At 66.8% G+C, this 24,498-nt stretch carries 17 protein-coding genes and 1 pseudogene; 7 read left to right on the forward strand and 11 right to left on the reverse strand.

Annotated features, from left to right (window positions below; genetic code table 11):
* Positions 1-105: 105 nt before the first annotated feature.
* The 3 genes from WK25_RS00255 to WK25_RS00265 all read right to left on the reverse strand — a co-directional run bounded on the left by WK25_RS00255 (position 106) and on the right by WK25_RS00265 (position 3,614).
* The gene (locus WK25_RS00255) at positions 106-1,356 is read right to left on the reverse strand and encodes an Hsp70 family protein (RefSeq protein ID WP_040143234.1); all 1,251 of its coding nucleotides are present in this window, start codon (positions 1,354-1,356) and stop codon (positions 106-108) included.
* A gap of 197 nt (positions 1,357-1,553) precedes the next feature.
* Complete coding sequence (locus tag WK25_RS00260; protein ID WP_059545390.1) at positions 1,554-2,159, reverse strand: nitroreductase family protein; 606 nt, start codon at positions 2,157-2,159, stop codon at positions 1,554-1,556.
* Between the two features lie 171 nt (positions 2,160-2,330).
* On the reverse strand, positions 2,331-3,614 hold the full coding sequence (locus tag WK25_RS00265) for an MFS transporter (protein ID WP_040143230.1): 1,284 nt from the start codon (positions 3,612-3,614) through the stop codon (positions 2,331-2,333).
* Between the two features lie 216 nt (positions 3,615-3,830).
* Between WK25_RS00265 and WK25_RS00270 the strand changes: the two genes are divergently transcribed.
* Positions 3,831-4,466, forward strand: a complete 636-nt coding sequence (locus tag WK25_RS00270; RefSeq protein ID WP_069240786.1) for a TetR/AcrR family transcriptional regulator — start codon at positions 3,831-3,833, stop codon at positions 4,464-4,466.
* Between the two features lie 82 nt (positions 4,467-4,548).
* Positions 4,549-5,121 carry a DUF1415 domain-containing protein gene (locus WK25_RS00275; protein ID WP_069240787.1) on the forward strand — a complete coding sequence of 191 codons (573 nt, stop codon included), beginning with the start codon at positions 4,549-4,551 and terminating at the stop codon, positions 5,119-5,121.
* Between the two features lie 72 nt (positions 5,122-5,193).
* On the opposite strand, the gene WK25_RS00280 is transcribed toward WK25_RS00275, so the two are convergent.
* The 3 genes from WK25_RS00280 to WK25_RS00290 all read right to left on the reverse strand — a co-directional run bounded on the left by WK25_RS00280 (position 5,194) and on the right by WK25_RS00290 (position 7,951).
* A complete protein-coding gene (locus tag WK25_RS00280; RefSeq protein WP_069240788.1) occupies positions 5,194-6,084 on the reverse strand; it encodes a class I SAM-dependent methyltransferase in 891 nt (296 codons plus the stop codon).
* A gap of 89 nt (positions 6,085-6,173) precedes the next feature.
* The gene (locus WK25_RS00285; RefSeq protein WP_040143222.1) at positions 6,174-7,307 is read right to left on the reverse strand and encodes a methyltransferase; all 1,134 of its coding nucleotides are present in this window, start codon (positions 7,305-7,307) and stop codon (positions 6,174-6,176) included.
* Positions 7,308-7,456: 149 nt separating this feature from the next.
* Complete coding sequence (locus tag WK25_RS00290; protein ID WP_040143220.1) at positions 7,457-7,951, reverse strand: LEA type 2 family protein; 495 nt, start codon at positions 7,949-7,951, stop codon at positions 7,457-7,459.
* 642 nt (positions 7,952-8,593) lie between these two features.
* Between WK25_RS00290 and WK25_RS00295 the strand changes: the two genes are divergently transcribed.
* Positions 8,594-10,762, forward strand: a complete 2,169-nt coding sequence (locus WK25_RS00295; protein ID WP_069240789.1) for a M1 family metallopeptidase — start codon at positions 8,594-8,596, stop codon at positions 10,760-10,762.
* 98 nt (positions 10,763-10,860) lie between these two features.
* Here the strand turns inward: WK25_RS00295 and WK25_RS00300 are convergent, their stop codons facing one another.
* Positions 10,861-11,889 carry a transporter gene (locus WK25_RS00300; RefSeq protein WP_059545400.1) on the reverse strand — a complete coding sequence of 343 codons (1,029 nt, stop codon included), beginning with the start codon at positions 11,887-11,889 and terminating at the stop codon, positions 10,861-10,863.
* A gap of 204 nt (positions 11,890-12,093) precedes the next feature.
* Positions 12,094-13,071: a phage tail protein gene (locus WK25_RS00305; RefSeq protein WP_069240790.1), complete on the reverse strand. Its 978-nt coding sequence runs from the start codon at positions 13,069-13,071 to the stop codon at positions 12,094-12,096.
* Positions 13,072-13,192: 121 nt separating this feature from the next.
* Here WK25_RS00305 and WK25_RS00310 point away from each other — a divergent pair, with 121 nt between their 5' ends.
* From WK25_RS00310 to WK25_RS00325, 4 genes are all read left to right on the forward strand, one after another.
* A complete protein-coding gene (locus WK25_RS00310) occupies positions 13,193-14,038 on the forward strand; it encodes a M15 family metallopeptidase (RefSeq protein WP_040143215.1) in 846 nt (281 codons plus the stop codon).
* A 301-nt stretch (positions 14,039-14,339) separates the two neighbouring features.
* Positions 14,340-18,278: a type VI secretion system membrane subunit TssM gene (tssM, locus tag WK25_RS00315; protein ID WP_069240791.1), complete on the forward strand. Its 3,939-nt coding sequence runs from the start codon at positions 14,340-14,342 to the stop codon at positions 18,276-18,278.
* Positions 18,275-19,264: a type VI secretion system-associated protein TagF gene (gene tagF / locus WK25_RS00320; RefSeq protein WP_040143211.1), complete on the forward strand. Its 990-nt coding sequence runs from the start codon at positions 18,275-18,277 to the stop codon at positions 19,262-19,264. Before tssM ends, tagF begins: the two co-directional genes overlap by 4 nt.
* Positions 19,265-19,268: 4 nt before the next feature.
* A complete protein-coding gene (locus WK25_RS00325; RefSeq protein ID WP_040143209.1) occupies positions 19,269-20,234 on the forward strand; it encodes an OmpA family protein in 966 nt (321 codons plus the stop codon).
* Positions 20,235-20,359: 125 nt separating this feature from the next.
* Here the strand turns inward: WK25_RS00325 and WK25_RS29690 are convergent.
* The 3 genes and pseudogenes from WK25_RS29690 to tssH all read right to left on the reverse strand — a co-directional run.
* Positions 20,360-20,581 (reverse strand): annotated as a pseudogene (locus WK25_RS29690) (hypothetical protein); the annotation flags it as partial.
* A gap of 67 nt (positions 20,582-20,648) precedes the next feature.
* Positions 20,649-21,770: a type VI secretion system protein TssA gene (gene tssA / locus WK25_RS00330; protein WP_040143207.1), complete on the reverse strand. Its 1,122-nt coding sequence runs from the start codon at positions 21,768-21,770 to the stop codon at positions 20,649-20,651.
* A 39-nt stretch (positions 21,771-21,809) separates the two neighbouring features.
* Entirely contained in the window at positions 21,810-24,476 is a 2,667-nt protein-coding gene (gene tssH / locus WK25_RS00335; protein WP_069240792.1) for a type VI secretion system ATPase TssH, read from the reverse strand.
* Positions 24,477-24,498 lie beyond the last annotated feature (22 nt).

Below are 24,498 nucleotides of genomic sequence, written 5' to 3' on the forward strand. Positions count from 1 at the left end.
GTTCGGCGCGATATTTCGTGTAAAAAAGCCCCGCTTCGGCGGGGCTTTTTGTTTTCCGGCACAACCGCGCGTTTTGGCCGCGCCGATCGAATGGCCTTTCGCCGTTCAGCCAAACAGCCGCTGCGCGTGAATGCCGAGCCCCGTCGCGACACTCGCAAGGCGATCGCCGAATACGGGCTGGGCGTCCGGGAACGCGCCGGCAAGCGCGCCCGACAGGAACGCGAGACCCGTCGAACCGCCGGTGAAATACAGCGCACCGACGTCGCGCGGCGCCACGCCCGCGAGCCGCACCGTTTCGCGCGCGGCTTCGACGATGCGCGCGGTATCGTCGACGCTCGCGTCGACGAGGCGCTTCGCATCGAACGCAATCTGCAGATCCTCTTCCACGTCGTTCAGGTCGATCATCGTCTCTCCGCCCGCCGCGACGCCGATCTTCGCCTCCTCCGCGCGTGCCATCAGCGCATGCCCAAGCCGCTGCTCGACCACGCGCGTGAGCCGATCGTGCTGCCGCACGTCCTGATACAGGTGCTTCATCAGCTTCAATTCGCCGAGCCGCTTCGGCGTGTAGACCGTATTGATCAGGTGCCAGGTCGCGAGATCGAAGTAGATGCGGTTCGGCAGTTCGCGGCCCTCGGGGTCGAGCGCCCGGTAGCCGAACGCGGGCAGGATCGCCGCCAGCTCGACGCGCCGGTCGTAGTCGGTACCGGCGACGTGGACGCCGTGGTGCGCGAGCACGTCGTCCTTGCGCTCGAGGCGTGCCATCCGTTCCGGCCCCACACGGACCAGCGAAAAGTCCGACGTGCCGCCGCCGATGTCCGCGACAAGCACGAGCCGTTCGGCCTGCTGGCGCGACTCGTAGTCGAACGCCGCGGCGATCGGCTCGTACTGGAAATGCACGTCGGCGAAGCCGACAGCGCGCGCGGCTGCTTCGAGCTGGTTCTGCGCGAGACGGTCCGCGCGCGGATCCTCGTCGACGAAAAACACCGGCCGGCCGAGCACCGCACGGCCGATCGGCGCGCCGGCGTGTGCCTCCGCCTTGCGCTTCAGGTGCATCAGGAAGCGGGCGATGATCTCCGTGTACGCGATCGCGCTGCCGTCGCCGAGATCGGTCGTGGTCTCCGCGAGCGGCGAGCCGAGAATGCTCTTCATCGACCGCATCAGGCGGCCGTCGAAACCGTCTATATAGGACGCAAGCGCCGCGCGGCCGAACTCGACCGTTTCTTCGTCGTTATTGAAGAAGATCGCGGTAGGCAGCGTCAGATGGTCGCCCTCGACGGGCGCGAGACGCATGCCATCGCCGCCGGGCAGCGCCACGGCGGAATTGGACGTGCCGAAATCGATCGCGCAGTAAGTCATGGGAAGGTGCCGCAGCATGGCCGGCGCGAAAACGGAAAGGACGGGCTTTTTAACATGAAGCCCGCCGGATCACAACCGGTGCGCTTCGGCGGCGCCGGCCAGCCCGCCGGCGGCAGCGCCGCGCTGGCATCCGGCGCGCCGGCTACACGCCGGCATCGAGGACGGAGCGCACCGTGGATGCCCGCCCGAATACGAGATCAGGCCGCGGCATCGAACCCCTTTTTCCATGCGCCCGCATAAACGACTTCGCCGATCGGATGGCGCGTGCGCGGCGCCTTTTCGCGGTCGCGCAGCACGGGATCGAGCTTGTCGACGTTGCCGTAATGGCCAAGCGAGATGATCGCCGGGATCGCGACGTCGGCAGGAATCTCGAACGCATCGCGGAATGCCTTCGCGTCGAAGCCGCTCATCTGATGCGCGGCAAGGCCCAGCGCGTGCGCCTGCAGCACCAGCGACATCGCCGCCGCGCCCGCGTCGTACAGTGCGGTCGGCGCCGGCTCGCCCTTCGGCGTGAGCGTGTGCGCGGTCACGGCGATCAGCACCGGCGCCGGCGCGTTCCAGCCCTGGTTGAACGGCACCAGCGTCGCGAACGCGCGCTTGAATGCCGCTTCGTCATGGGTGCGATCGAATACGATGAAGCGCCACGGCTGCGCGTTATACGCGGACGGCGCCCAACGCGCGGCTTCGAGCACCGCGTGCAGGTCGGCGGCACTGATCGGCTCGTCCGAATATGCACGCGGGCTCCAGCGGCCCGCGATCAGATCGTGAATCGAAACGGTGGTGGGAGCAGGTTTGACGGACATGCAATTCCTCGCTGGCATCGATGAAGGGGCGCGAACGCCCCGGCGAATCGCAAGCATAACCGCTTGCGCCGCGACGCGCCCGCTGATCCCGCTCAATGCAAATCACCGATCCTGCGTTGACCGCCTCGAGGGCGTGCCGCCCGCGTGCGCCAGCCAGCCGAACCGGTGCCGTCAGACCGCCTGCGCGGCCGCGCGCGACGGCCCGCGGTTGATCCGCAGCACGATCAGCGCACCGACGATGCAAAGGCCGCCCGAGATCATCGACGCGATCGTATAAGTGCCGAGGCTCGCGCGCAGCAGCCCTGCGCCGAGCGCCGCGAACGCCGCCCCGAGCTGGTGGCCGGCGACGATCCAGCCGAACACGACCGGCGCCGCGGCCTTGCCGAACACGTCGGTGGCGAGCCGCACGGTCGGCGGGACGGTGGCGATCCAGTCGAGCCCGTAGAACATCGCGAACAGCGGCAGCCCGAAGAAATCGATGCCGAATGCGTGCGGCAGATAGATCAGCGACAGCCCGCGCAGCCCGTAGTACCAGAACAGCAGCACGCGGTTGTCGTAACGGTCCGACAGCCAGCCCGACAGCGTCGTGCCGAACAGGTCGAACACGCCCATCGCGGCGAGCAGCGATGCGCCCTGCACTTCGGTCATCCCGTAGTCGCTGCACATCGCGATCAGGTGCGTGCCGACATAGCCGTTGGTGCTCGCGCCGCAGATGAAGAAGCTGAAGAACAGCAGCCAGAAATCGCGCGAGCGGCTCGCCGTCAGCAGCGTGCGGAACGCGACCGCGAGCGGGTTCTCCTTCGTCGCGTCGGGGGCCGCCGGCGCATCGGCGGGCTCGCCGTATGGGCGCAACTGCACGTCGGCCGGCCGCTCCGGCAGCAGGAACGCGACCAGCGGAATCACGATCGCGGCCGCCAGCGCGACAACCAGCACGACCGGGCGCCAGCCATGACGCTGCGCGATGGCCGCGAGCATCGGCAGAAACACGAGCTGGCCCGTCGCCGTGCTCGCCGTCAGGATGCCCATCACGAGGCCGCGCCGCGCATGGAACCAGCGTGTGACGAAAGTCGCGGACAGCGTCAGCGCGACCACGCCGGTCGAACAGCCAACCATCAGCCCCCAGATCACGACCATCTGCCAGCTCTGCGTCATCATCGACGAAAGCGCGACACCCGCACCCATCGTCACGAGCGCGGTGAGGATCGTGGGCCGCAGCCCGAAGCGCTGCATCGCCGCCGCCGCGAACGGCCCGGTCAGCCCATACAACGCGATGTTCACCGAAATCGCGAGCGAAATCGCCGCGCGGCTCCAGCCGAGCTCGCGCTCAAGCGGCACCATCAGTACGCTCGGCGTCGCGCGCGTACCGGCCGCCGCGAGCAGGATCAGGAAAACCACCGCCGCCGCGAGCCATCCGTAATGGAAACGCCCGCCGATTCGTGTCACTGCCCAGTTCATGTCATCCCTCTCCTGTTGGCGCAGCGGCGCCCGCGCGCCTGAACCGCCTTACACCAGGCCTCCTCCGCCGCACACCGCATCGGCTGACCCGGGCCGATGCCTGGCATTTGTCCGTGGACGCGACCAGCATTGTTACCGGTCGGTCACAAGTGTGTTGCGATCGTAGTTACCAGTCGGTAACATGTCAAGCAATTCATCACGCATTCGAGGGGCATCATGTCGGGCATCGAGGCCGCCAACAAGCCGCTGGCGCAACCGTCGGCGCGGCGCACGCGCCGGCCCATCGCCGCGGCCGCCGCGCAGGAGCACCTGCTGCGCGCCGCGCAGGAGTTGTTTTACAAGGAAGGCGTGCGCGCAGTCGGCGTCGAGGCGGTCGTGGAACGCGCGGGCGTCAACAAGATGAGCCTGTACCGTCAGTTCTCGTCGAAGGACGAACTGATCCTCGCGTATCTGGAGCGCATGGATGCGTGCTTCTTCGAGCGTCTCGATTCGAGCGTCGCGAAGCATCCGGGCCAGCCCAGGGCGCAGCTGATCCAGTATTTCACCGATCTCGCCGAGCGCGCAACGCAGAAGGACTATCGCGGCTGCCCGTTCGTCAATGTCGCGGCCGAATTCCCGGATGCGTCGCATCCCGCGCGCGAGCGTGTCGCGCAGAACAAGGAACAGCTGATGAAGCGGCTCGTCGAGCTGTGCAAAGGGGCCGGCGCGCGGCAGCCGCAGGCGCTCGCCGATGCGCTGGCGCTCGTCGTCGAAGGCATCTACGCGGCCAGCCAGACCTACCGGCATGGTGAAACGCCGATCGGCACCGCGCCCGCGCTGGTAACGCAACTGATCGAAGCCGCATGCGTATGACACGCCGGGCCGGTCAATATCCGGCGCGCGCGCCGCGGCTACAATGCGGCCCTCGCCGCCGTTCCGTCCGATTGCCTTCACCATGACCGATAGCCGCCCCGAATCTCAAGACGACATCGTCGCCGCCACCCGGCACTGGCTCGCGCGCGCGGTGATCGGGCTCAATCTGTGCCCGTTTGCGAAAAGCGTGTATGTGAAGGAACAGGTGCGCTATGCGATCAGCGAAGCAACGACACTGGAGGATGCGCTCGCCGATCTCGAAACCGAATTGCGCGCGCTCGAGGCCGCGGACCCGCAACAGGTCGACACGACGCTCGTGATCTACCCGCGCGTTTTCGCGGACTTCGTCGACTACAACGACGCGCTGTTCTTCGCCGACCGGCTGGTGCAGCAATTACGCCTCGACGGCGTACTGCAGATCGCGAGCTTCCATCCCGAGTACCGGTTCGAAGGCAGCGAAGCCGACGACATCGAGAACTACACCAACCGCGCGCCGTATCCGATCCTGCACCTGCTGCGCGAGGACAGCATCGCGCGCGCGGTGAATGCGTTCCCGGACGCATCGGCGATCTACGAGAAAAACCAGGAAACGCTGCGCCGCCTCGGGCACGACGGCTGGCGTGAATGGATGCGCCGCCCGGACGACGACGTCTGACGCATCGCGCAACGGCCGGGTCGCGCGCGGCACACGCATCGGCCGCCCGGTCGCACCTTCGGGGCCGCCCGCTCAGTCCGCAGCCGGCTCGATCGCTGCGCCGCCCGCCCCCGCGGGCGCCGGCACGAAGAAGCGCTCGTTCAGCTCGGCAAGCCCGAACATCCCGAGGATCTCGTTCAGCCGCTCGCCGGGCTTGCGGCGCGGCAGGTTCTTGTACTGCGCGATGATCAGCTCGTTCTTCATTGAATGCTCCCAGCCGACCAGCTCCGTCACGCTCACCTGATAGCCGTGCGCCTCGAGCTGCAGGCAGCGCAGCACGTTGGTGATCTGGCTGCCGAATTCGCGCGTATGCAGCGGATGCCGCCACACTTCCGTCAGCGCATTCGCGAGCGACTTGCCCTTGTTCTTGCGCAGCACGCCCGCGACTTCCGCCTGGCAGCACGGCACCAGCACGATGTGTTGCGCGCGCTTCGCCAGCGCGAAGCGAATCGCGTCGTCGGTCGCCGTGTCGCATGCGTGCAGCGCAGTGACGACGTCGACCGTCTCCGGCAGCTTCGGCGACGTGATCGAATCGGCCACCGACAGGTTCAGGAACGACATGCCGCCGAACCCGAGCCGCGCGGCCAGCTCGGCGGAGCGCGTGACGAGCTCCTCGCGCGTCTCGATCCCGTACACGTGCGACGTGAACGCCGGCGTGCCGTGCCCCGGCTGCTGCTTGAAGAACAGGTCGTACAGGATGAAGCCGAGATACGACTTGCCTGCGCCGTGATCGACGAGCGTGACGGCGCCCTTGTCGGCGTGCACGCTCGCGAGCAGCGGCTCGATGAACTGGAACAGGTGATAGACCTGCTTCAGCTTGCGGCGGCTGTCCTGGTTCAGCTTGCCGTCGCGGGTCAGGATATGCAGTTCCTTCAGCAGCTCGACGGACTGCTCCGGACGGATTTCGTAGGTCTTGTTCGACATCGTGAAGCGGCGCCGGGCCACGGTCGGTCGACCACGGCCCGGCGGCGGGATTTCGTGAGGAATGGCGACAGTTTACCGAAAATGCGCGGTCAGGCCCGCGCGCCGAGCCGCCACAGCGACGTGACCTCGGCGCGGCGCGCCGCGTGCAGCGGATCGTCCGCATCGGCCGACTTCGGGTGCGCCGGGCGGATGTCTTCGCGGCCGAGCACGGCGAGCCCGGCTTCGTCGATCCATTGCAACAGCGTGTCGCGCGGCCGCAGCCCGAGATGCTCGGCGAAATCGGACAGGATCAGCCAGCCTTCGCCGCCCGGCTCGAGATGAGCGGCGAGCCCCGCCAGGAATCCGCGCAGCATGCGGCTGTCGGGATCGTAGACCGCGTATTCGATCGGCGCGCTGGGACGCGCCGGCACCCACGGCGGATTGCAGACGACGAGCGGCGCGCGGCCGGCGGGGAACAGGTCGGCTTCGACGACGTCGACGCGCTCGGCATAGCCGAGCCGCGCGACGTTCTCGCGCGCGCATGCGAGCGCGCGCGGATCCTGGTCGGTCGCGACGATGCGCTCGACGCCGCGCGACGCGAGCACGGCCGCGAGCACGCCGGTGCCCGTGCCGATGTCGAACGCGAGCGACGTCGCGGGCAACGGCGCGCGCGCGACGAGCTCGACGTATTCGCCGCGAACCGGCGAGAACACCCCGTAATGCGGATGGATCGGCGCGCCGCCGAGTGCCGGAATCGGCACGCCCTTCTTGCGCCATTCGTGCGCGCCGACGAGCCCGAGCAGTTCGCGCAACGACACGATCGACGGCACGCCGCCCGCGCCGTACGCTTCCTCGCATGCGGCGCGCACGTCCGGAGCGCGGCGCAGCGCAATCGTGTAGTCGGCCTCGAGCGGGATCAGCAGCATCCCGAGCGTGCGGGCGCGTTGCGACTGTGCGAGCCGGTGCAGGTTGAACGCATCGACGCCGGCCGCAGCCTTCGCCTTCTTCGGCTTGCGCTCGACGCGGCGCGCCATCGCCTGCACGAGCTGGCGCGCATTCTGGAAGTCGCCCTGCCAGACGAGCGCCGTGCCCTCGCAGGCGAGGCGATACGCGGCGTCGGCCGTCAGGCGGTCGTCGGCCGCCACGGCGCGCTTCGGCGGCGGCACGCCGGCTTCGGAACGCCAGCGCAGCGCATGTTCGGCGCCGTCGGCGTCGGTCCAGTGGAAAACGGGAAAATCGGTCACGCGAGCTCGGTTACAGGTTGGCTTCAGACAGGCGGTGCGACGGGAGAGTGCACCGCGCGGACCACACCATACCGTGCTTTGCGCGCGCGGCAAAGCGCGCGAACCACTGCTGGTTCCGCCCCTTTCCGCGGCGGCCGGCGCACATCCGCCTACCCGCCCCATCCCGGCGCGGCCGGCATCCGCAGCGTGCCCGCGTCGCTGAACCGCACGGTACCGAGCACGCCGCCCGCGAGCCGGCCGCGCAGCGCGTATGGCAACTCGCCGTTCGCTGCCGCGCCGGGCAGATTCCACGCCTGCCGCGCGGCGGCGAACGCCGATACCGACACGGGCACGTCGATCACGGCCTCGCCGAAGCGCGGGACGATGCCGGAGCGGTCGCTGACGCCGCTCGCGAACGGTGTGCCGTTCAGGTCAAGCGCGACCGAAATGCCGTCGTATTCGATCGGCGCGTCGTTCGGGTTCTGCACGCGCAGCTTGAGGCTGAAACGCATCTCGAGACCTTGCCCGACGAGCGGCTCGAGGCCGGCGACCGTGACGCTCACGGGTTCGCGCGTCAGGCCCGCGCAGCCGGCGAGCAGCAACCCGGCGGCGAACAGCGGCAGTACGGCGCGAAGCACTGCGATTCGGAACAACGCGTGTGGCATCAAGGGCCTCCGGGCGGGAATCGATCGTCACGGTATCGATGCATTGTACCGAGCGCGCGCCGCGACGCACCGATTCGTAGTTTTCCAGCACCGCCTCGATCCTTAATAGATTAAAACTACGAAAATACCGGATAAACAAAATTCGAATTAATGCCTCCCGGCATTCAATCGACCGCACAAGCCGCAATCGAATCACCTTCTAATTTTTTCGTTTCCTTTACCCAAAACCATCAAGTATATTTACCCATCCTTCGAGCAGGCCGACAAAGCTTCAAGCCGCATGACGGCGATTTTACGGAACGGCGACAGGCCGTCCTTCCGTCCTGCGGCCTGGTACGGCCAGCCCCGTGGGCTGTCGGTTTAAAGGGAATGCACGCCCGCGCAGGGCGGGCGGCCCCGTGTCGTGCGCGCGAAATCAATTCAGTAGAACACGCGCCCGGCCATTTTGAACCGGCAAGTTAACCGACATCCGGAAACACAGAGGGGGCAGTAAACCATGATTACCTTCACGTAGTCGGCCGACCGTCTTTTCGAATAAACCGTCATTGGCATTTCTCGTCGCTGTTGATTAACGGCGAGGGGTTCCTTTTGCCGGCGTTTTCGCAGCACTGAACGATTCCTTCAACAATAGAGGTTTCAGTCATGTCGATCAACATTCACAAGATGCGTTATCTGCCGCTGGTCGCCGCGCTCGCACTCGCCGGGTGCGGTGGCGACGACGGCGGCGTGGGTTCGGCTTCCGCACTCAGCTCTGCCGGCGCGCCGCATTCCAGTTCGGCGCCCGCCGCCAGCACGCCGCCGAGCCCATCCAATGTCGACAAGAGCGTATCGCCTGTCGAGCTGCCGGACACTGTCGTGCCGGTCAACTACCGGCTGTGGTTCCGCCCGAACGACGCGCTGAACGCGTTTGACGGGCGCGCCGACGTCGCGATCAAGGTGCTGAAGCCGGTCAACAACATCGTGGTCGCCGGCCACCGGATCAAGTTCACGAACGGCCGCATCACGCTGCAGCCGGGCAACATCCAGCTGATCGCGACACCGCAGGACAAGGGCGACTTCTACCAGCTGCGCCCCGTCGCCGGCACGATCGCCCCGGGCAACTATTCGCTGCACATGGAGTGGTCGGGCATCATCAACTTCAAGTCGTATGACGATCCGGCCACGCAGACGGGCGGCAGCTGCGGCGACGATCCGTATCCGGGCTGCTCGGCCGCGGAAGGCGTGTTCCGCGTCGACCTGAAAAGCACCGACGGCACGACGAGCGGCGCGATCCTCACGCAGGGCGAAACGAACCTGGCGCGCCAGTGGTTCCCCGGCTGGGACGAGCCGGCGTTCCGTCCGACCTATGAAGTGACGGCCGAAGTGCCGCAGAACTGGCGCGTGGTGTCGAATGCGGCCGAAAAGCCGTCGACCAACGTTGGCGGCGGATACAAGCTCGTGCAGTTCGAGAAGACCCCGCCGATGCCGTCGTACCTGCTGTTTTTCGGCGGCGGGATGTTCGACACCTACGAGGACGATTTCACGAGCCCGCTGCCGGGCGGCAAGGGCGGCCTGCATCTGCGCGTGTTCACGCCGCCGGGCATGAGCGACTGGGCAAAGCCGGCGATGGATCGCACCAAGCAGGCGCTTGACTTCTACTACCGCTACACGGGCATTCCGCTGCCGCTGACGAAGTTCGACACGGTCGCCGCGAACGACGCGTTCAAGGAACAGAAGGACCTGAACTTCGGCGGGATGGAGAACTGGGGGTCGATCCTCGAATTCGCCGACGACATCCTGCCGCAGCCGGGCCAGCCGATGTCGCACTACGGCAACGAGGTGCTGACGCACGAAGTCGCGCATCAGTGGTTCGGCGATCTCGTCACGACCGACTGGTGGGACAACGTGTGGCTCAATGAATCGTTCGCGACGTTCTTCGAAACGAAGACGACGATCCAGTTCTTCCCCGACGAGTTCAGCTGGCTCGACCAGGTGAAGAACAAGTATCGCGTGATCAATCGCGACATCGGCCCGAACGCGTTCCCTGTCGCGCCGAACTTCAACGACTGGGCGTCGAACGACTTCGTGCTGAGCGCAAGCGCGTTCACGTACGACAAGGGCGGCCACGTGCTGAAGACGCTCGAGAACTATCTCGGCGAGCAAACCTTGCGCAAGGGCTTGCAGCAATACCTGGTCGACTACTCGTTCGGCAACGGCACGCCGAAGCGCTTGTGGGATGCGCTGTCGAAGGCGAGCGGCCAGCCGGTCGGCCCGATCGGCGACAGCTACGTGCGCCAGACGGGTGTGCCGCTGATCTCGCTCGACACGCAGTGCGACATGACGAAGAACCAGACGATCGTCACGTTGAAACAGCAGCCGTTCCCGAACAAGAACGCGTACCCGGGCCTGCAATGGACGGTGCCGATCACGCTCGCGTACGGCCAGGGTCTCGCGAAACGCACGACGCTCGCGCTGAAGGATACGCAGACGCAGACGCGGGTCGACGGCTGCACGGGCGTGGTCGCGGATCCGAGCGGGCTCGATTACTACGTCGTGAACTACAGCGACGCCGCGTGGAGCGGCCTGCTCACGCAGGTCAACGGCTCTACCGATCCGGTGCTGCTCGCGAACCTGAAGAGCGAGGCCGCGCTGCTCGTGGCGAACAACCTCGCGCCGGCTTCGCGCTCGACGTCGATCGGCTCGGTTGCTTCGCCGGCCGCGATGAAGCTGCGTCAGACGCCGAGCTTCGGCGGCATCGCACCGGCGGTGAAGGAGCGCCCGTCGCTGCGCTATCAGGGCATGTTCAAGCCGCGCAAGACGCTCGTTCAGTAACGTTGTTCCGGCCGGCGCCGTGCTTTGCGGCGCCGGCCGGCGTTCAGATGTCACGTCCGTTCCGGGCCTCGCGTGCGAGGCCTTTTTTTCGAATGCCGCTAGCGATCGTCGCGCCGGCGGAACGCCCACCACGCGGCAAGCGCGGTGAAGCCCGCGACGAGCAGCACCATCAGCCAGAACCCGTGCTTGTTCTCGGCGAACGGCACCCCGCCGACGTTCATCCCGAAGAAACCCGCGACGATGTTGATCGGCAGCGCGATCACGGTGACGAGCGTGAGCGTGAACAGCGTCCGGTTGTTCTGCTCGTCGAGCCGCGAACCGATCTCTTCCTGCAACAGCTTGATCCGCTCGTTGAGCCCCGACAGATCGGCAAGCACCAGCGAGAACTCTTCGGTCGACTCGCGCAGCTCTTGCACGTCCTCGGGATGCAGCCACGCGGGCGGCTTCGCGAGCAGCCGGAAGATCGACCCCGGCTCGGGCGCGAGCATCCGTTGCAGCCGCGTCAGCGTGCGGCGCATCGCGCCAAGCTCGACGCGATTCGACGTAAGCCGCTGCGACAGGAAGCGATCCTCGATGCGGTCGACGTCGACGCTCGTGCGCCGCATGATCTGGATCAGCAGATCAGCCTGATCGCGCAGCAGATGCACGAGCAGCTCGGCCGGCGAGCGGAACCGTTCGCCGTCGCGCACGCATGCGCGCAGCGTGTCGACCGAGCGCAGCGGCTTGAGCCGAGCAGTGACCATGATGCGCCGCTCGACGTGCACGAACAGCGTCGCGATTTCGGACGGCGTCAGTTCGAGGTTGAACATCACGTCGTTGACGATGGCGCGCAGCGCACCGTCTTCCTGCTCGATGCGCGTCGAGCGCGATCCTTCATGCAGGAATTCGAAGAAGCTGTCCGGCAATGCGAGATGCGTGCGCATCCAGCGCTCGCTCGCGCCGTGCGCGAGATTGAAGTGCAGCCAGACGAAGTCGTCCGAGGCGGCCGCATCGCCGTCGCGGCACGTGCGCAACCATGCGGCGGCCGCATCGGCGTCGAGCATCGCCCCCGATCCGCCTGGCACGAAACGGAATCCGCACACCATGCCGGACGTATCGGCGCCGTAAGTCTGTACGATCAGGTCCATCGTGTCGAAAGTCGTGCGGCGCGCACCGTGCCGCGCTTCGCGCGCCGCGGCGCTACGCCGGGAAATGAAAGGAAACGTATGCCCGACGCGCGTGACGTTCTCGTGACACCGTCACACACGGCTGTCCGGACGCAGGGCACCCGCAAAAGCAACGCGCCGCCCATTGGGCGGCGCGTGTGCGACGAGCGGGCGGCGTGATGCCGGTTACTGGCGCGTTTCCGACTGCGCGGCGCTCGGGCATGCCGGATCCTTGCCCCAGTGGCCGTCGCAGACGCGCCACCGGCACAGCTGATCCTCGAAGAAACCGCGCTCCGAGCAATCCTTCACGCGCGCTGCAAGCGAGCCGCCCGTCGCGGCGGCCGTCCGGGTCGGCACGGCCTGCGCCTTCTGCGCAGCCGCCTTCTTGTCCGCAGGTTTCGTCCGCGCGACGAGCGCGGCCAGCAGATCCGCATCCGGATCGTCCTTCGCAGTGGCCTTCGCGCTCGCGGTACGCGTCGCAGCGTCCCGACGCTTCTTCGCCTGCGCAAGCTCCGCCTGCTGTTCCTTGCGATGCTTGCGCGCGTCCGCCTTCGCATCGGCCTTTGCATCGGTCTTGCCGCGTGCGGCGACCTTGTCGTTCTTCGCGGCGTCGGCCTTCGCGGAGTTCGTCGCCGCAGCGGCGGCGGCCGTCGCGGCGACGGCGCCGGCCGTGGCTGCGCCCGACGCGTCGTCGGCGCCGTTGGCAAGCGCGCGCGACAGGCGGCTGTTGTCCACGCCAGAAGCCGGCGCCTGGGACGATGCGGACGCAACGGTCCGGGATGCGGCATCGTCGTTGACGATGGTCGCCGGTTGCGCGGCGGGGGCGGACGAAGCGGCATTCTGCGCGGCCTGCGCGGCGGCGCCGCTGGCGGGTTCCGCCTTCGCCGATGCCTGCGCGGGCGCTGCGGGCGTCGCGGTCGCGACCGGTTCGGCGGACCGCTGCTGCGAGCGCCACGCGCCCCAGCCGCCGACGGCGACCACAAGCGCGACGACGGCGGCGATCGGCGCCTTCAGCGAACGGCGCGGCGCTTCGGCCGGGGGCGTGACGCGTCCTTCCAGATCCGCGAGAATGCGCGACTGCTGAGGTCCGCCCTGGCCCGCCGGTTTGGTATCGGACAACAGGCTCGGCGGGGTTTTCGAATTTGAATTTTCCGGCGCACTCATTCAGCGTCTCATTGAATCCTGGTTTAATTCACCGCGATAATATAGCCCGGCCTCTCAAAGCAGCCTGATTCTAAGAGCAAGCATTGCAAAACACAATCAATTCCAATTTCCGGGGATTTCGTTGATTGCCGTCGCACTCGTCGCCTATTTCGCCCTTGCCGTCGCGGTAGCGGCCCTGTTGCTTTTACCGGGTATTCGCGCGACCGTTTTCGAATCCGTCGCCCAGTTTCACGGCCGCCTGACGCGCCGCGCGAACGAGCGCGCCGCCCGCACGCGCAGTCAAATTGTTAAATCGGCAAGCGTGACGCGCGGCGCATTAAGTGACGTGCAAAATTTACTGATCCGGCGACGCTTGATGATTATGGTGTCGGCAGGTATTCTTGCGACGCCGCCATTGGTGGCCATTGCGTTACGCGGTCGGCAATTGTTTCAGTACGACGACACGGCGCGCGTGCCCGACGAGAAGATTGCCGCGCTGCTGCAGGGCGAGCAGCTCGTCCCGCCGCCGCCGTTGCCGCCTGAAGTGTTTGCCACGAAGGAAGTCGAACAGGTGCGGCCTGCGCTGAGAGATGCGAGCCGCGACTGGAATCTGCTGGATCCCGACTTCCGCACGCGTTTGCTGCTGGTCTACAAGATCATGCACGAACAACATGGCTATGAAATGGCGCTGCTGGAAGGTTATCGGAGCCCGGAACGACAGAACCGGCTCGCGCAGATGGGCACCAACGTGACCAATGCGGCGGCTTTCCAGAGTTATCACCAGTTCGGGCTCGCAGCCGACAACGCATTCTTGCGCGACGGCAAGCTGGTCATTTCCGAGAAAGACCCCTGGGCGATGCGCGGCTACCAGTTGTACGGACAGGTCGCCGAGCAGGTCGGCCTGACCTGGGGAGGCCGATGGAAAATGATGGATCTCGGGCACGTGGAATACCATAAACCCGGTTTTAAACTGGGACGCGGCAGCTAGTCAGGGCTGCCGGACAAGAAATAATGAGGGCGGCATGGGGCTTTTTAATCACCCGGCAGGAAACGGTTTTGGCGGCGCAATCGATCGGGCATTCCGTTGCACGATTTTTTCCGGCGGCCGCTTCAGTTTTAATTCTCACAGCGTCCTTTCATTATTGCGCGCGCCTTCTCCGATGTCGCGGGCGCACTGATGCCAGCCCCTTCTTCCTGTTTGACAGCATGGCGACACATCGCGCCGCCACGCTTGCCGCTCGGCGCGCCTGCGTCGCCTCACCGAAAACGCACCGGAACCTGAACGTCCTATGCAACGCATCCTCAACGTGCTGACTCATCCGCGTACGCTCTCGATCGTCGGGATCGTCGCGCTCGCGGCGATCCTGTTCATCGCCGCCGACATGCTGCAGCTGCCGCTCCTGTGGGCCGCGATCGCGTTCGCGGCCATCCTCGTGATGTGGCTCGGCGTCGCGTTGTGGCGCCGCTGGCGCGTGAAGCGCGCGAACCAGCAGCTCGGCCAGGTGCTGGAAGAACAGGCCGAAACGGGCAAGATCGCCGCACCGGCCGCCGCCGCGATCTCGCCGGACGCAAAGACCGCCGATCTCGACGTGCTGCGCACGCGCCTGTCGGACGCGGTGAAGACGATCAAGACGTCGAAGATCGGCCAGGTATCGGGTGGCTCGGCGCTGTACGAACTGCCGTGGTACATCGTGATCGGCAACCCGGCCGCGGGCAAGAGCAGCGCGGTGCTGAACTCCGGCCTGCAGTTCCCGTTCGCGGACAAGAACAGCGCGGTGATCCACGGCATCGGCGGTACGCGCAACTGCGACTGGTTCTTCACGACCGAGGGCATCCTGCTCGATACGGCCGGCCGCTACTCGGTGCACGAGGAAGATCGGGGCGAATGGCTGGGCTTTCTCGGCCTGCTGAAACGCTATCGGCCGAAAGCGCCGATCAACGGCATCATCGTCACCGCCAGCATCGCCGAACTCACCGGCAACCGCCCAGAATTCGCGATCAACCTCGCGAAAAACCTCCGTCAGCGCGTTCAGGAGCTGACCGAAAAGCTCGAAGTGTTCGCGCCGGTCTACGTGATGTTCACGAAGGCCGACCTGATCACCGGCTTCACCGAATTCTTCAGCAGCAGCGACAAGCACGAATACGACCGCGTGTGGGGCGCCACCCTGCCCTACGAGCCGGACGAGAAGCGCGACGTCGTCGCACTGTTCGACGAACGCTTCGAGGAACTGTACGAAGGGCTGAAGGAGATCAGCGTCGCGCAGCTGTCGCTGTCGCGCGGCAACCAGTTGTCGCCGGGCCAGCTGAGCTTCCCGCTCGAATTCTCGACGATCAAGCCGGCGCTGCGTGCGTTCCTCGCAACGCTGTTCGAGAACAACCCGTTCCAGTACAAGCCGATCTTCCGCGGTTTCTACTTCACCAGCGCACTGCAGGAAGGCGAGACCAACAGCGCCGCCGCACAGCGCATCGCGCACCGCTTCGGCCTCGACGCGAGCGCGCTGCCGAAGCCGCACAGCGCATTCTCGAAGAACGGCTTCTTCCTGCGCGACCTCTTCTCGAAGGTGATCTTCGCGGACCGCCAGACCGTGCGCCAGTTCGCGAGCCCGACCAAGACGCGGCTGCGTTATGCGACCTTCTTCGGCTTCGTCGCGGCGCTCGCGCTCGCACTCGGCGGCTGGACCTGGTCGACGATCGGCAACCAGCAGCTCGTCGCGAACGTGCAGGCCGACCTGGACAACGTCACGCGCCTGCAGCAGGGCCGCAACGACCTGCAGTCGCGGCTGCAGGCGATGGACATTCTCGAAGACCGGATCGAGCAGCTCGAACAGTTCCGCCGCGACAAGCCGATGTCGGTGTCGCTCGGCCTGTATCAGGGCGACCGGCTCGAACAGCATCTGCTGACCGAGTACTACAACGGCGTGCGCCAGATCCTGCTCGCGCCGGTCTCGCAGAACCTCGCATCGTTCATGAAGGACGTGAACGCGCACCCCGAACAGCTCGTGCCGATGACGCGGCCGCCCGAATCGGGCGCGGTGCAGGGCGGCACGATTCCGGTGTCGACGAATCCGCCGGGCGCCGCACCGCCCGCCGGCGCCGCGCAAGGCGCATCGGCCGCAGCGGCAGGCTCGCCGCAACAGCCGGCCGCACCGCAAGGCGGCCTGTACAGCGACGCTTCGCCGACCAACGTGCAGGATGCGTACAACGCGCTGAAGACGTACCTGATGCTGTCGGACAAACGTCACGTCGAACAGGCGCACCTGACCGACCAGCTCGCACGCTTCTGGCGCGGCTGGCTCGAGACGAATCGCGGCAACATGCCGCGCGACGAGATGATCAAGAGCGCCGAACGGATGATCTCGTTCTATCTGTCGCGCGTGAACGACAACGACTGGCCGATGATCGATGCGAACCTCGCGCTCGTCGACCAGACCCGCGAAAACCTGCGTCGCGTCGTGCGCGGGATGCCGGCCCGCCAGCGGGTCTATGAGGAAATCAAGGCGCGCGCGTCGACCCGCTTCGCGCCGATGACCATCGCGCGCATCGTCGGCGACGGCAACCAGGGGCTGATTGCCGGCAGCTACGCCATTCCGGGCACGTTCACGCGCGAAGCGTGGTTCGACTACGTGCAGCCGGCGATCCGCGACGCTGCGACCAAGGAACTGCAGGCGAAGGACTGGGTGCTGAACACGTCGACGCAGGACGACCTGACGCTGGAAGGCAGCCCCGAGCAGATCCAGAAGACGCTCGTCGGCATGTACAAGACCGAATACGCGCAGCACTGGCAGAAGTTCATGCAGGGCATCGCGGTGCAGGGCTTCACGAGCTTCGGTCAGGCCGTCGACGGGATGAACCGCCTCGGCGATCCTCAGGATTCGCCGATCCGCAAGATTCTGGAGACCGCGTACGACCAGACGTCGTGGGACAACCCGTCGCTCGCGAACGTCGCGATCAAGAAGGCGCAGACGGGCGTGGTGAACTGGGTGAAGCAGCTGTTCACGCGCTCGCAGGCCGGCCAGATGGCGGCCGCGAACATCGACATCAACGGGAATCCGGCCGAGGTTCCGATGGGTCCGATCGGCCAGGAGTTCATCGGGCTCGCGCGGATCGTCGCGACGCACGACGGCACGTCGATGCTCAAGGGCTACATGGATTCGCTGTCGAAGGTTCGTACGCGCTTCAACGTGATCAAGAACCAGGGCGACCCCGGCCCCGGCGCGCGCCAGCTGATGCAGCAGACGCTCGACGGCAACGGCTCGGAGCTCGCCGATTCGCTGAAGTTCGTCGACGAGCAGATGCTGACCGGCCTCACCGATTCGCAACGCAAGTCGCTGCGTCCGCTCCTGGTGCGCCCGCTGATGCAGGCGTTCTCGGTGGTGATCCAGCCGGCCAGCGCCGAAGTGAACAAGGTGTGGAACGCGCAGGTCTACCAGCCGTTCCAGAACTCGCTCGCGACCAAGTATCCGTTCGCCGCGAACGCGAAGGTCGAGGCCGGCGCCGGCGAAATCGCGCAGGTGTTCGGCCCGGACGGTGCGATCGCGAAGTTCGTCGGCACGACGCTGGGCCCGCTCGCGGTGCGCCGCGGCGACACGCTCGCCGCCCGAACGTGGGGCGACATGGGTATCGGCCTCACGCCCGACTTCACGAACGGCTTCGCGCGCTGGGTGGCGCCGCTCGCCGGCGGCGCCGCGGGCGGTGCAGCCGCGGCGGCCGAGCCGCAGACCGTGTTCCAGATCCTGCCGCAGCCGAGCACCGGCACGACCGAGTACACGATCGCGATCGACGGGCAGCAGCTGCGCTACCGCAACACGCCGCCGCAGTGGACCAATTTCGTGTGGCCGAACCCGCAAGGCTCGCCGGGCGCGACGCTGTCCGCGACCACCTTCGACGGTCGCACCGTGCAGCTCGTGAACGAACCGGGCCGCTACGGCCTCGAGAAGCTCATCAACTCGGCGCAGCGCAAGCGGCGCCCGGACGGCACGTTTGATCTCACGTGGACGCAGGGCAGCGTGAACGTGTCGGTGACGATGCGCATCATCAGCACGTCGCAGCCGACCGGTGGCGGCGGCGATCAGCCGCAGCAGCAGAGCCTGCGCGGCCTGCAACTGCCGTCGTCGGTCGCCGACGCGAGCGCAGGCGCCGCGCAGAACGCGACGCAGGCCGGCACCGGCGCGCCGGCCACGGCACCGGCCGTCGCGGCCGCCGCAACGAATGCACAGGGGGCGCAATGACGCAAACCGTTCAGGCGCAGATCGCCTACTTCGGCAAGATTCCGTCGCGCGGCGACTTCGTGAAGAGCGCGCACAATCCGCAACTGCTGCAGACACTCGATCGCTGGATCGCGCAGGCGCTCGAACTCCTCGCGGAAGATCCGCGCTGGAAGATCGTCTACGAGGACGCGAAGCCGATGCATTTCGCGTTCCTCGGCTCGCGCAGCAAGCTCGCGATCGCGGGCCACATGGTCGCGAGCCACGACGTGTCGATGCGCCGCTTCCCGTTCCTCGGCGCGACCGCGCTGGAAGTCGACCGGCCGCTCGCGTTCCTCGCGCGCAGCCCGCTCGCGTTTGCGCGGCTGTGGTCGCGCGTTGCCGCGCAGATGCCGGCGCTGCTCGCGAAGGAGGAGCCGCCCGGCGCGCTGCAGGCGCTCGGCGACACGCAGGTGCCGATCGACATCGGCGGCCCGGGCACGTCGCATGACGGCACCTTCAACGATTTCGTCGAACACCAGTCGCTGTACGGGTTGCAGCAGATGCTGCTCGAAAGCGGCCATCCGGTGCGACTGCGCGGTGCGATGCTCGCGCTCGGCTCGCTGCTGCGGCCGGTGATGCAGAGCGGCTCGTCGCACATCGAGCGCGGCCTCACGCTGCCGCTGCCCGTCGATCCGTTCTACCGCAGTCTCGTCGCCGCGTTCTGGCTCGAACTCATCACGCCGTTCGTCGCGCAGGCCGACTTCGAGCTCGCGATCTTCATCGGCACCATCGCCGAGCGCGAACGGCTGATCATCGGCTTCAACGGCGCGTCGTCGAAGACGCTGCTGAGCGTCGTCGACCCGCGGACTTACGCCGCCCACAACATTGACATCGACGATCCCGAGTGGATCGACGCCCATGCGCAAAACGATCCGCAGATCAGCAAGCTCGTCAGCTACCTCGACCAACCGCAACTGTCGCTGCGCGTCGCCATCGACGCGTTCCGCGAAGCGTTCATCGGAGGCTGACGGGATGCAACGTACGAATCATGTCCGGCGCGTGCGCTTGCCGCGTTTGTCGCATTTGTCGCCGTTCGTCATCGCCCTTTTCGCTGCCGGCCTCGTCGGCGGCGGTGCGGCTTACGCACAGAACACGGGCGCGACCGTCACGCCCGTTGGCAACGGCACGGTCGCAGCCGCCGCGCTACCTGCTGCGCCGAACGCCGGCGGCGCACCGGGCACGGCGTCCGGCACCGTGGTGCACGGCACGGCCGGCACGATCGCGCCGCCGCCCGCGAACGCGACGCCCGGCCAGGTTGTGGTCGGCGGCAAGGTGCCCGACGAAGCGACGAAGGCAGCAGTGCTGCAGAAGCTGCGCGACACCTATGGCGCGGCGAACGTGGTCGATCAGATCGAAGTCGGCGACGTCGCGACGCCGCCGAACTGGAGCGCGAACGTGCAGAAGTTGCTCGGCGCGCAACTCAAGCAGATCAGCAAGGGGCAGCTGAAGATCAACGGCACGCAGATCGAGATGAAGGGCGAGGTGCACAACGAGGCGCAGCGCCAGCAGCTCGCGAGCGACATGGCGAACACGCTGAACCCGACGTATACGATCAAGAACGGGCTGCGCGTGTCGGCGTCCGAGCAAGGGCTGCTCGATCAAACGCTCGCCAATCGCACGATCGAGTTCGAAACCGGCAGCGCAACGCTCACGCCGCAAGGCAAGCAGATTCTCGATCAGATGGCGGCCGCGCTCGCGAAGCTGCAGAACCGCACGGTCGACATCATCGGGCATACCGACAACTCGGGGAACCGGACTTCGAACATCGCGCTGAGCCAGGCGCGCGCGGATGCGGTGAAGGGGTATCTGATCACGAAGAGCATCCCGCCGCAGCAAATGACGACGACAGGGGTCGGGCCGGATCAGCCGATTGCGCCGAATGATACGGCGGAGGGGCGCGCGAGGAATCGGCGGATCGAGTTTCGGGTGGGGCAGTAGGCGGGAATTAGGCGGCATTGCGCGACCGGTAGCGGATAGCGGCAGGTTCGCCCGTCGGACGGCGCGCTCCATCCGCTCACGCATGATCGATAAGCCGCTCGCCTCACCGCCCCGCCCCGCCCCGCCCACAGCGTGATCGGCTGCGCGATCAGCGTCTTGAGCTCGACGTCGCTTGCGGCGGAAACCAGGTCGAGCACCACGCTGAAATCGCGGCCGCGCTAGGAGCGCGTCACCGCGCGCCCCGGCACGAGCGCATTATTCTGCAGCGACGGGATGTCCGTCTTCAGCAGGCGATCCTGCTGAATCAGGCCGCCGCGAATCGCCTGCGCCAGTTCGGTCACGTTGATGCGTCACCTTTCTTCTCGTTCATCGCGGACGCGCCGGGCCCGCGCTCTCGGGTCAAAACGTCATCGCTCACGACTGCTCGTCGGGCCTCACGCCCAGCAGCTCGCGGATATGCGACAGCGATCCGTCGTCCTTCACCACGCTCTCGAGCCATTTGTGCAGCGGCATGTCGGCCCATTCGGCTGCCTTGTCCGCCAGGTACGCGACGGGGCTGTGCGGTTCGGTCTGGCGGAAGTAACGCGCGACCGCACGCAACTGGTCGACGGCCTGCGCACGATTCTGAATGCCGGCGATCATCTGCGCGACCGGCGCACGCGGAGTGGTCTGCGGCTGCACATGGGTCTCCTGTTGATGGAACGCGTCGCCGAAGCTCGGCTCGACCCGCTCGGGCGGCGCGCTCGGCGCAGACGGCGCATGCGGTGCGCTGCCGGTATAACCCTGCTCGCGCGCAAAGCGCTCGACGAGCCGATAGACCGTCTCGAATGCGTCGCGGGTCTGGCGGAAGCTGGGCGCGGAATCGCCCGCGCGTTCGACGAGCCGCTCGTCGAACGCGTCGAGCGCGAATTCGAACGCCTTCAGGTTCGCGAGCAACGTCGTGTAGAACGCGATCGGCGTCATGCGCCGCGACGCGTCGATCTGCTCGACCGACGGCTTGCCGCGCGCGATGTCGTCGGCGTGATCGGGATCGCGCTTCACGGCCTGAGCGACGTGCTGCGCGACCTCCCAGTCGAGCGTGGTGAACGCAGTCGACCCGCCGTCCGTCACCGGAATGCCGCGCAGCAGTTCGGCGGTGCGCCCCGACAGCCACGCAACGTTGCCGAGCCGGTATTCGGCGTCGTCACCCTCCGGCAGCGGATGCACGGTGTCCCAGTAGTCGCGGCACAGGCCTTCCAGCAGCGCATAGCCTTCGGTGAGGCCGGTGAGGCCGTCCTCGAGCGCGAGCGCCTCGGTCAGCCACACGGCGAGCCGCAGGTCTTTCGTGCGCGTGCGCAACAGGTCGCTCGCACTATCGACGACAAAGCCCCAGTCGGCCTCCTTGATCTCGGTCACCCACTCGCCCTGGTCGAGCGTCGGATCGTCGTGGCGCCGCGCATCCTGGATCGCGTCGAATTCGTTTGAGAACAGCAGGTCGTCGCCGCTTGGCGACGCGTCGCTGATCGGCGAGAGCAGCTCGGGGAGATTGATCGGCATGATTCGGTCAGTTCATCAATACGTGTTGCACGGACGCGCTCATTCGACGGTGTACGCGAATTCGCCAGCCTCGTCCGCGCGCACCGCGATGCGCGCGATCGCGGCGCCGTCGGCGATCCGGCCAAGCACGTGGCCCGCGATCTCCGGCAGCAGCGTGCCGTTCAGGATATGGTCGACGTTGCGGGCGCCCGAATCGACTTCGGTGCAGCGCGCGAGCACCGCATCGACGAGCGACTCGTCCCATTCGAACGCGGCCTTGTGGTTCGCTTCGATGCGGCGGCGAATCCGTTCCAGCTTCAACTCGATGATCTCGGCCAGCACGTCGTCGGAGATCGGGTAGTACGGCACGACCTTCATCCGGCCGAGGAACGCCGGCTTGAACGCCTTGTACAGCTGCGGGCGCAGCGCCTCGGCGAGCGCGTCCGGATCGGGCAGCTCGTCGGCCGGCTTGTTCAGGCACGCCTGCATCACCGCGGCCGACCCGACGTTCGACGTCAGGATGATCAGCGTGTTGCGGAAGTCGATCTCGCGCCCTTCGGCGTCGTCCATCGTGCCCTTGTCGAATACCTGGAAAAACATCTCGAGCACGTCCGGGTGCGCCTTCTCGACCTCGTCGAGCAACACGACCGAATACGGATTGCGCCGCACCGCTTCGGTGAGCACGCCGCCCTCGCCGTAACCGACGTAGCCCGGCGGCGAACCCTTGAGGCCCGACACGCTGTGCGCTTCCTGATATTCGCTCATGTTGATCGTGACCATCTTGCGCTCGCCGCCGTACAGGATGTCGGCCAGCGCCAGCGCGGTCTCGGTCTTGCCGACGCCCGACGGCCCGACGAACATGAACACGCCGCGCGGCTTGTTCGGATCCTCGAGGTTCGCAGTCGCGGTGCGCACGCGCTGAGCGATGGCCTCCAGCGCATGGTCCTGGCCGATCACGCGGGCGGTCAGCAGCGGCTGCAGGTTCAGCACGGTATCGATTTCGTCCTTCACCATCCGGCCGAGCGGAATGCCGGTCCACGCGGCGACGATCTCGGCGACGACGTGGCCGTCAACCTGCAGCGGCACCATCGGCTCGCCGCCCTGCAACGCGTGCAGCGCCGCGACGCGTTCGGCCAGTTTCTCGCGCGTGGCCGGCACGTCGACTGGCTCGCCGTCTTCGGACGGGCCGCGCGCCTTGTCGAGCGTCTCGCGCAGCGCGGTGATCTCGGCGACGATCGCGCGCTCGGCCTCATAGCACGCCTCGTCCTCGGTCAATTGCGCGAGCGCCGAATCGCGTGCGCCGCGCAGCTCGCCGAGCCGCTCGTCGTGCGCCGCGCCGCCTGCCGCTTCGCGCTCCAGCGACGCGATTTCCGCGTCGATGCGCTCGATGCGCTTCTTCGTATCGTCGATCGCCGCCGGCGTCGCGCTGTGCGCGAGCGCGACCTTCGCGCATGCGGTGTCGAGCACGCTGATCGCCTTGTCCGGCAGCTGGCGGCCGCTGATGTAGCGATGCGACAGGCGCACGGCCTCGGTAATCGCGTCGTCGAGGATCCGCACGTTGAAGTGCTTCTCCATCAGCCCGGACATTCCGCGCAGCATCGCAGCCGCGAGCGGCTCGCTCGGCTCCTCGACCTTCACGACCTGGAAGCGCCGCGCAAGCGCCGCATCTTTCTCGAAGTACTTCTTGTATTCGCTCCACGTCGTCGCGGCGATCGTGCGCAGCTCGCCGCGCGCGAGCGCCGGCTTCAGCAGGTTCGCCGCATCGTTCTGGCCGGCCTGGCCGCCCGCGCCGATGATCGTGTGCGCCTCGTCGATGAACAGGATGATCGGGTGCGCGCTCTTCTTCACCTCGTCGATCACGCTCTTCAAACGGTTCTCGAACTCGCCCTTCACGCTCGCGCCGGCCTGCAGCAGGCCCATGTCGAGCACGTGCAGCGCGACGCCGCGCAGCGGCGGCGGCACGTCGTCCGCCGCGATCCGCAGTGCGAGACCCTCGACGACGGCCGTTTTGCCGACGCCGGCCTCGCCGGTCATGATCGGGTTGTTCTGGCGACGACGCATCAGGATGTCGATCGCCTGGCGGATCTCGGCTTCGCGGCCGATCACCGGGTCGATCTTGCCGTCGCGCGCACGCTGCGTGAGATTGGTCGTGTACGTATCGAGCGCGGGCGTCTTCGACGGACCGGCCGCGGCTGCCGCGCCGTCGGCGGGCAACGCATCGCCGCCTTCGTCGTCCGGCTGGCGCGGCTCGGCCTCGCTCGAACCGGCCATGATCTCGTCGAACTTGTGCTTCAGGTCCGTCACGTTCATTTCCGCAAACCGCGGCGACATCCGCTGCGCGAACTGCGCGAGATCGGGCGCCGTCAGCAGCGCGAGCAACAGGTGCCCTGAGCGGATCCGGCCGAGCTGCGAATCGAGCGACGCGATCAGCCACGCCTGCTCGAACAGCGCGATCAGATGCACGGAGAACACCGGCGTGCGCGTGTTGCCGGTCTTCAGACGCGTGAGTTCGCGCTCGAGATCGGCCCGCAACGCATGCGGATCGACGCGACTCGCGCGCAGCGCGAGCGGCAGGTCGCCCGTCGCTTCGTCGAGGAGCGCGAGAAACAGATGCTCGAGATCGACCTCGTAATGGCCGCGCGTCAGGCACGCGCTCGCCGCACGCTCGGTCGCGTGCCGGCACAGCGGGTTCAGTTTCGTGATGAGGGTCTTCAGAGGCGTGCTCATGGCGTCGTTCTCAGGTTCGATT

The organism is Burkholderia latens, from assembly GCF_001718795.1.
GTDB lineage: Bacteria > Pseudomonadota > Gammaproteobacteria > Burkholderiales > Burkholderiaceae > Burkholderia > Burkholderia latens_A.

Bases quoted from the DNA above. Each gene is read 5' to 3' on its own strand.
- WK25_RS00255 (WP_040143234.1), bottom strand. From the start codon at position 1,356: ATGACTTACTGCGCGATCGATTTCGGCACGTCCAATTCCGCCGTGGCG.
- WK25_RS00260 (WP_059545390.1), bottom strand. From the start codon at position 2,159: ATGTCCGTCAAACCTGCTCCCACCACCGTTTCGATTCACGATCTGATC.
- WK25_RS00265 (WP_040143230.1), bottom strand. From the start codon at position 3,614: ATGAACTGGGCAGTGACACGAATCGGCGGGCGTTTCCATTACGGATGG.
- WK25_RS00270 (WP_069240786.1), top strand. From the start codon at position 3,831: ATGTCGGGCATCGAGGCCGCCAACAAGCCGCTGGCGCAACCGTCGGCG.
- WK25_RS00275 (WP_069240787.1), top strand. From the start codon at position 4,549: ATGACCGATAGCCGCCCCGAATCTCAAGACGACATCGTCGCCGCCACC.
- WK25_RS00280 (WP_069240788.1), bottom strand. From the start codon at position 6,084: ATGTCGAACAAGACCTACGAAATCCGTCCGGAGCAGTCCGTCGAGCTG.
- WK25_RS00290 (WP_040143220.1), bottom strand. From the start codon at position 7,951: ATGCCACACGCGTTGTTCCGAATCGCAGTGCTTCGCGCCGTACTGCCG.
- WK25_RS00295 (WP_069240789.1), top strand. From the start codon at position 8,594: ATGTCGATCAACATTCACAAGATGCGTTATCTGCCGCTGGTCGCCGCG.
- WK25_RS00300 (WP_059545400.1), bottom strand. From the start codon at position 11,889: ATGGACCTGATCGTACAGACTTACGGCGCCGATACGTCCGGCATGGTG.
- WK25_RS00305 (WP_069240790.1), bottom strand. From the start codon at position 13,071: ATGAGTGCGCCGGAAAATTCAAATTCGAAAACCCCGCCGAGCCTGTTG.
- tssM (WP_069240791.1), top strand. From the start codon at position 14,340: ATGCAACGCATCCTCAACGTGCTGACTCATCCGCGTACGCTCTCGATC.
- tagF (WP_040143211.1), top strand. From the start codon at position 18,275: ATGACGCAAACCGTTCAGGCGCAGATCGCCTACTTCGGCAAGATTCCG.
- WK25_RS00325 (WP_040143209.1), top strand. From the start codon at position 19,269: ATGCAACGTACGAATCATGTCCGGCGCGTGCGCTTGCCGCGTTTGTCG.
- tssA (WP_040143207.1), bottom strand. From the start codon at position 21,770: ATGCCGATCAATCTCCCCGAGCTGCTCTCGCCGATCAGCGACGCGTCG.
- tssH (WP_069240792.1), bottom strand. From the start codon at position 24,476: ATGAGCACGCCTCTGAAGACCCTCATCACGAAACTGAACCCGCTGTGC.